Annotated in this window: 5 protein-coding genes; 3 read left to right on the top strand and 2 right to left on the bottom strand. The window is 65.0% G+C overall.

Annotation, left to right across the window (positions count from 1 at the left end):
- Both B1C78_RS14100 and B1C78_RS14095 read right to left on the bottom strand, forming a co-directional pair.
- The coding region (locus B1C78_RS14100; RefSeq protein ID WP_077279813.1) for a HEAT repeat domain-containing protein at positions 1 to 1,601 on the bottom strand (1,601 nt) is incomplete at its 3' end.
- Between the two features lie 69 nt (positions 1,602 to 1,670).
- Positions 1,671 to 2,144: a hypothetical protein gene (locus B1C78_RS14095; RefSeq protein WP_077279812.1), complete on the bottom strand. Its 474-nt coding sequence runs from the start codon at positions 2,142 to 2,144 to the stop codon at positions 1,671 to 1,673.
- A gap of 237 nt (positions 2,145 to 2,381) precedes the next feature.
- Here B1C78_RS14095 and B1C78_RS14090 point away from each other — a divergent pair, with 237 nt between their 5' ends.
- The 3 genes from B1C78_RS14090 to B1C78_RS14080 all read left to right on the top strand — a co-directional run bounded on the left by B1C78_RS14090 (position 2,382) and on the right by B1C78_RS14080 (position 6,330).
- Positions 2,382 to 3,410 carry a Fe(3+) ABC transporter substrate-binding protein gene (locus B1C78_RS14090; protein ID WP_077279811.1) on the top strand — a complete coding sequence of 343 codons (1,029 nt, stop codon included), beginning with the start codon at positions 2,382 to 2,384 and terminating at the stop codon, positions 3,408 to 3,410.
- A gap of 192 nt (positions 3,411 to 3,602) precedes the next feature.
- Positions 3,603 to 5,300 carry an ABC transporter permease gene (locus B1C78_RS14085; protein ID WP_077279810.1) on the top strand — a complete coding sequence of 566 codons (1,698 nt, stop codon included), beginning with the start codon at positions 3,603 to 3,605 and terminating at the stop codon, positions 5,298 to 5,300.
- A complete protein-coding gene (locus tag B1C78_RS14080) occupies positions 5,284 to 6,330 on the top strand; it encodes an ABC transporter ATP-binding protein (protein ID WP_077279809.1) in 1,047 nt (348 codons plus the stop codon). The genes B1C78_RS14085 and B1C78_RS14080 overlap by 17 nt, the downstream gene beginning before the upstream one ends.
- Positions 6,331 to 6,541: the final 211 nt, after the last annotated feature.

Genomic DNA, 6,541 nt, shown 5'->3' with positions numbered 1-6,541 from the left:
TCTCCCAGCATGTCGCCGGGCGCCAGTGCGTTGACATCCAGCGTCGGCGCGCTGGGCGGCGGTGCCTGACGCGCACCGGAGTCCCCCGAAGACTGGAGCATGGAAAGGGCGAGGGTCTCGTCCACGCCCTCGCGCTCGACCCGCCCGCGGTCCAGGGAGGCCACGGTGGAAAACTTCGCCTGCAGGCGATCGTGGGTGTCCTCGGCGGCTTCCCGAATCTCCGGTGAGGCCTTCTCCGTGTAGCGCAGGATGGCCTCACCGATCTTCGCCGCGGTGTCGGACCCCGCCAGTTGGCCCAGGGTGTGCAGGGCCTCCATCTGCACGGGAATTTCCGGGCGCTTGAGCTGCTCGAGCACCACGTGGATCACGCGATCATCGCCCAGCTTGCCCAGCGCGCGCAGGACCACCGGCGCCGCTTCAGCATCGCGCTTGAGCATGCGCACGAGCGCGGGCACCGCCGCCTTGTTGCCGATGTTGGCGAGGGCATCCACGGCACGCTCGCGTACCCACCAGTCGGAATCTTCCAGCGCATCGATCAGATAACTGAGCGACCGTTCGTCGCGGGTGGAATTGAGAATCTCGATGGCCGAGCGGCGGATGAATTCGTCATCGTCACGGATCAACTCCACCACGGCCTTCACGACGCGGGGCCCGCCGATCTTGGCCAACGCATCGGCCGATCGTGCCCGCACCCACCAGTCGGCGTCCTTGACTGACTCCAGGAGTTCCTTGATGGCCTGGGGTGTGCCGATGCTGTTGAGCACTTCCACCGCGGAACGGCGCACGTGCTCGGCCTCGTCGTGAAGCAGTGGCGCTAGATAGGTCATGGTGTCCGGCGCATTGAGGCGCACGATGGCCTCGATGGCCTGTTCCTGCACCTTCATGTCCTTGTCTCGGAGCATGCCGCACAGGGTGCGCACGTCCAGCTCGGTCTGGTGCGAGGACAAACCCTCCAGGGCGGCCTGGCGCACCCCCTTGTCGGGGTCGTTGAGCAGGCCCTTGAGGGTCTCGATTACCTCCGGCGACTTGAAGCGCGACAGGATGCGTACGATCTGCTGACGCACCACCGGGTCCTTGCCCGAGACCCGATTGAGCAGATCGGGGATCACGGAGTCGTCGGCCACTTCGCCGATCAGACGGAACACGGCGTTGCGCTCCGTGGCTTCCAGGGAATAGGCGTAGCGAAGCAGCATGCCCACGTTGAGCCGTTTCTTGTGCGCCTCCAGTACCTCCATCAGCGCGGCCCTGGATACCTGGGGATCACCCAGCAGTTCCAGGAGACGATTGGGGTCAAAACCGGCGTTGTTGACGAGGATCTGCGAAACACGATTCACCAGCAGGCTATTGGAATCCGTCAACGCCTCGCTGAATACCGGCAACGTCTGGTTGTCCAGCAGACGCCCCAGCAGATCACTGATACGGCCGGCCTCGTCGCGCCCTGCCTGGCCCAGCGCCTGGATGAGCTTGCGGATGCCCGTATCGCCCAGCTGCCTGAGCTTGCCCACCAGCTGCTTGCGCTCTTCGGCGCTGCCCGCCCGCTCCCGGGGGTCCAGCAGGCGCGCGATCAGGCGCTCGGCCTTGAAGTCGCGCAACAGGCTCACGGCCGACCTCCGGGCACCGGCGCAAACACTTCCGGGTGACTGTTCAGCGCATCCAGATCCGTCATCGGCTCAATGGTCCAGGGGGGTGACCCGAACGATGTAGGCCTTGTTGACCAGGGTGACCAGACGATCCTCCATGAACAGGCGGACAAACCGGTCCTCGAAGATATTCACGTAATCGAACAGCCGGGCGTGCTCGGGCACCAGCATTTCCCGGATCACCCCCTCCAGCGTGGAGCCGTCCATGAGATGCAGGCGCGTGCCCAGTTCCACGCACCCGGCGGGCCGCTCCTCACCGGGATCGGCGGAATACTCGAGGCGGACCACGGCGTTCTTGTTGTAGAACCTGAGGTCGTCATCGTTGCCGCCGCGCAGCACGAAAAACGGCTCCGGGCTGTTCATGGCCTCCACGGGCTGTTCCTCGCCCTCGTGGCGGTCGCTCTGGCAATACAAGTAGATGCCCCCCACGACCGGCCCTTCCGGGTGGACCCAGATCTTTACATGCTTGAGTTTCTTGGGGATTTTCAGTGCTTCTTTATCCATATCGACTCCCGCACGCTAACAGGGCCCGCAGACGGGTCGGACGTCAAGATTCCGACAACCTATTGCAGTATCGCGCATCTCACCCCCTGATTCCCATCATTTGCGCCCAAATTCCGTTGCTTATGCCTGTTGACAGATACGGGGTACGTAAATGATAATCGTTCTTGTTACGTTTCCCATCCCGGCATCCGGGCCATCCCGCCTGCCCCCAGACCACGACCGAGCGTTGAAACGACCATGAACACCTTCCGTCATCGATTCCTGACGTCCATCCTGCTGCTGTCCATCTCCCTGGTGCCCGGACTGCTGTTCGCACAGGGCGAGGTGAACGTCTATTCCGCGCGCCAGGAAGCGCTCATCAAACCCCTGATGGACCGGTTCACCGAGGAGACCGGCATCCGTGTCAACATCGTCAGCGCGCGTGCCGACGCGCTGTTGCAGCGCCTGCGCAGCGAGGGGCGCAACACGCCCGCCGACGTGCTGATCACCGTGGACGCCGGCAACCTGCACAGTGCCGTCGAGGCCGGCGTGCTCCAGCCGATCCGCTCCGACAACCTGGAGGCGGCCATCCCCGAGAGCTACCGCAATCCCGAAGGCTACTGGTACGGCCTGTCCATGCGCGCACGCCCCATCATGTATGTCAGGGACAAGGTGGACCCGGCGGAATTCAGCACCTACGAGGACCTCGCCGATCCGAAATGGCGCGGCCGAATCTGCGTGCGCTCCTCCAGCAACGTATACAACCAGTCCATGACCGCCTCGATGATCATTGCCCACGGCGAAGAGGCCACCGAGACCTGGGCCCGTGGACTGGTCGCCAATATGGCGCGCCCGCCCCAGGGCGGCGACCGGGACCAGATCCGCGCCGCAGCCGCCGGCCAGTGCGACATCGCCATCGCAAACACGTATTATCTCGGCCAGATGCACCACGGTGACGATGCCGACCGCAGGGCCGCAGACGCCATCGGTGTTTTCTGGCCCAACCAGGATGACCGCGGCGTGCACGTCAACGTCAGCGGCGCCGGCGTGACCGCCCATGCACGCAACCGCGACAACGCCATCCGCCTGCTGGAGTTCATGGCCGGCGACGAGGCACAGGCGTGGTACGCCGAGGCAAACCAGGAATACCCGGTCAAGCCGGATGTGCCGCACAGTGAGACCCTGGCCGGATTCGGCGAGTTCAAGGCCGACGCTGTCAATCTGGGCCTGCTGGGCGCTCACAACGCGGCCGCCGTTCGCCTGATGGACCGTGCCGGCTGGCGCTGATCGGCACGCACGATGCGCCACCGGTCTTATCCGGTGGCGCATCGGCTGCACTCACGGCAACATCTGCGGGGAGGCTTTGCCTCCCCTTGCCGTTTTGCGAGAGGCATCTGTTGAAACCATGATCGTCCGGCCAGAGGCCCGGCGAACCCGGGTCGTCGGGAAACCATCGTGTCAGCGCAACCCGAAAACCTGATGCCGGGCCCACCGCCCGATGAACCGGTCTCGCCGGTCCGGACCCGCCAACGGTCCCGGCGCACCGATCCCTGGACCCTGCTCACACTGTTGATCGCACTGGTCCTGGCGCTGCCGGTGCTGACCGTGTTCGCCCACGTGTTCATGCCCGCCACGGAGGTCTGGGAGCACCTGCGCCAGACGGTGCTGGCAGACTACGTGCTCAACTCACTCATCCTGATGATGGGCGTGGGCGTGGGTGTCCTGCTGCTGGGTGTTCCCACTGCCTGGCTGGTCAGCCTGTGTGACTTCCCCGGCCGCCGGGTCTTCGAATGGGCACTGCTGCTGCCCCTGGCCGTGCCGGCCTACATCATCGCCTACACCTACACCGGACTGCTGGATTTTGCGGGCCCGGTTCAGACGCAGATCCGCGCCTGGACCGGCTGGGGCTGGGGAGACTACTGGTTCCCGCAGATCCGCTCCCTGCCGGGCGCCGTGGTCATGCTCTCCCTGGTGCTCTACCCCTACGTGTACCTGCTGAGCCGCGCCGCCTTCCTGGAACAGTCGGTGTGCGTGCTGGAGGTTTCACGCACGCTCGGCGTGGGCCCCTGGGGCGGCTTTCGGCACGTCGCCCTGCCCCTTGCCCGGCCCGCGGTGGTGACGGGGCTGACCCTGGCCCTCATGGAGACGCTCGCGGACTACGGCACCGTGGAATACTTCGGCATTCCCACGTTCACCACCGGCATCTTTCGCACCTGGTTCGGGCTGGGCGACCCGGCCGCCGCCGCCCAGCTGGCGGGCCTGATGATGACCTTCGTACTGGTCCTGATTGTTCTTGAGCGTTACTCAAGGCGAAGGGCGCGCTTTCACCACACCAGCACACGCTACTCCCGCCTGCCCCGCTACCGTCTCTCCGGGTGGCGCAAGGCCGGCGCGATCCTGATCTGCGCCTTTCCAGTCGCCCTGGGCTTCATCGTCCCTGCACTGCAACTGGGCCAGTGGGCGCTCAGGACCACCGATGTCTGGATGCGGCCCGAGTTCCTGACCCTGGTCTGGAACAGCGTATCGCTGGCCGGCATCGCGGCGGTGCTGGCCGTCGCCCTGGCCCTGATCATGGCCTACGGCAAGCGCCTGCGTCCGAATCTCGCAGTCAACCTGGCCGTGCGCGTGGCCGGCATGGGTTACGCCATCCCAGGCACCGTGATTGCGGTGGGTGTCATGCTGCCGTTCGCCTGGATCGACAACACCATCGACAGCTTCATGCGCGCGCAATTCGGCGTATCCACCGGACTGATACTTTCCGGCACGCTGGTGGCCGTCATCTTCGCTTATTGCGTGCGATTTCTCGCCGTGTCCCTGAACACCGTGGAGGCGGCCCTTACGAAGATCAAACCGTCCATGGACGACGCGGCCCGTTCGCTGGGCATGGGTCCGTTGGCGGTACTTCGGAACATCCACATGCCCATCATGCGCGGCAGCGTGCTCACCGCCCTGCTGCTGGTCTTCGTCGACGTCTTGAAAGAGCTGCCGGCCACCCTGATACTTCGGCCCTTCAACTTCAACACCCTGGCTGTGCGCGCCTTCGAGCTGGCATCCGACGAGCGGCTGGCCGATTCTGCCAGTGCCGCGCTGGCCATCGTACTGGCCGGCATCATCCCCGTGATCCTGCTGAGCCGCACCATCGGCCGATCGAGACCCGGACATGACACGCCTGCTTGAGCTGGAGAACGTCAGCGTGGCCTACGGCGACAACACCGTGGTCCATGACGTCGATGTCGCGCTCAACGCCGGCGTGATCGGCTGCCTGCTCGGTCCCAGCGGTTGCGGCAAGACCACGCTGTTGCGCGCCATCGCCGGTTTCGAGGCCATCACCCGCGGGCACATCGTGCTGGACGGCCACGAGGTCAGCCGACCGGGACGGACACTCCCCCCGGAACGCCGCCAGGTGGGCATGGTCTTTCAGGACTTCGCCCTGTTCCCGCACCTTAGCGTGGCTGACAACATCGGCTTCGGCATCCGCCATCAGTCGACGGCCGAGCGAAAGGCGCGCATCAGCGAGCTTCTTGATCTGATCGGTTTGCCCGGATACGGAAACACCTACCCGCACGCCCTGTCCGGCGGCCAGCAGCAACGCATCGCGCTGGCCCGCGCCATGGCACCGCGCCCGCGCCTGCTGTTGCTGGATGAACCCTTCTCCAGCATGGACGTTGAGCTGCGCGAGGAACTGGCGCGCGAGGTGCGCCGCATCCTCAAGCAGGAACACATCACCGCCATCCTCGTGACCCACGACCAGATGGAGGCCTTCGCCATGGCCGATCGCATCGCCGTGATGAACGCCGGGCGAATCCTGCAATGGGACACCGCCTACAACCTCTACCATCGCCCCGCGGAACGCTTCGTGGCCGACTTCATTGGCCAGGGCAAACTGCTGCCGGGCACCGTGCTGAACGATCACCAGGTGGAGACCGAGATCGGCATCATCACCGGCCTCATACCCGAGGGCTGCGACAAGGGGGATCCGGTGGACGTGCTGGTGCGCCCGGACGACATCCGCCCCGACAAGTCGAGCCCCATCAGCGGCGAGGTGCTCGACAAGGCCTTCCGCGGCGCAAGCTTCCTTTACACCCTGCGCCTGGCCAGCGGCGGCAAGGTGCTGTGCTTCGCGCCCAGTCACGACAACTTCGCCATGGGCGAACGCATCGGACTGAAGCTCGCGTTCAACCATCTGGTGATTTTTCCCAGGGCGTGAGGCGTAAGGGGGCAGGCGATAGGCGCAAAAGCCAGGTGGGCCGAACCAATCTCTGGCGCTCAAAGCAAGACCCTTTTGCCACAGAGGGCACAGAGGTCACAGAGCAGGTCAAGAGCGGGAAAATTCGCCTTGTCGCGATGACAGGAGAAGCGCCAGGTTGCATCGTGCAAGAACGGATTCTCGCCGGGGCTTTTCCTCTGTGACCTCTGTG

Source organism: Thioalkalivibrio denitrificans (genome assembly GCF_002000365.1).
Taxonomy (GTDB): Bacteria; Pseudomonadota; Gammaproteobacteria; order Ectothiorhodospirales; family Ectothiorhodospiraceae; genus Thioalkalivibrio_A; species Thioalkalivibrio_A denitrificans.
This window is presented reverse-complemented; position numbering and strand designations above follow the sequence as displayed.